This window comes from Geminicoccus harenae (genome assembly GCF_019800005.1).
GTDB lineage: Bacteria > Pseudomonadota > Alphaproteobacteria > Geminicoccales > Geminicoccaceae > Geminicoccus > Geminicoccus harenae.
In genome coordinates, this window is sequence record NZ_JABGCL010000280.1 from 1 (window position 1) to 514 (window position 514).

Genomic DNA, 514 nt, shown 5'->3' on the forward strand with positions numbered 1-514 from the left:
GTTTTGAAATCAAAAAGGGCTTTTATAGGATTGTATTGTATTGGTTTGTAACAAAAAGAAGAAGTTGGGACCGCAAAATAGGATGGTTTTTATTTATGTTCAAGGTTTACTACCCTAAACCATCCTAATAACCCTATATTTAACCCTGACGACAACAATAAACTTTATCTACAACTGATAACTCAAAAAAAAGATCATATCTCAAAAAAATAATTACCAACCCTAGCTCAAGACTGAGCGTCATCTCTCAACTCATCGCCCTCTCCCATCTCAGACTCATCCACTACCTCGGTAGCTGCTCTCTCCTGTATATCTGCTCCCATCTCTGCCTCGCGCTGTCCGCGGGCCTCATCAAAAAGTGGGTCATCCCCAGGTGGGATGTCGACTCCAGGAGCGGGCTGCGGCTCTGAAAATAGTGCTCGGTCGGCCTCAGTAATCGGTCCGCCGTCCATATGTCGCCACATAGCCCTGAGCTGTGCGGACTGTCGCTCAATGAGATCAGCCTGCATCTGTA

The 514-nt window shown here is 45.7% G+C and carries 1 pseudogene; it reads right to left on the reverse strand.

Annotated elements, in window-relative coordinates:
• Window positions 1–227: 227 nt before the first annotated feature.
• Window positions 228–514: pseudogene (locus HLA95_RS27880) on the reverse strand (hypothetical protein); the annotation flags it as partial.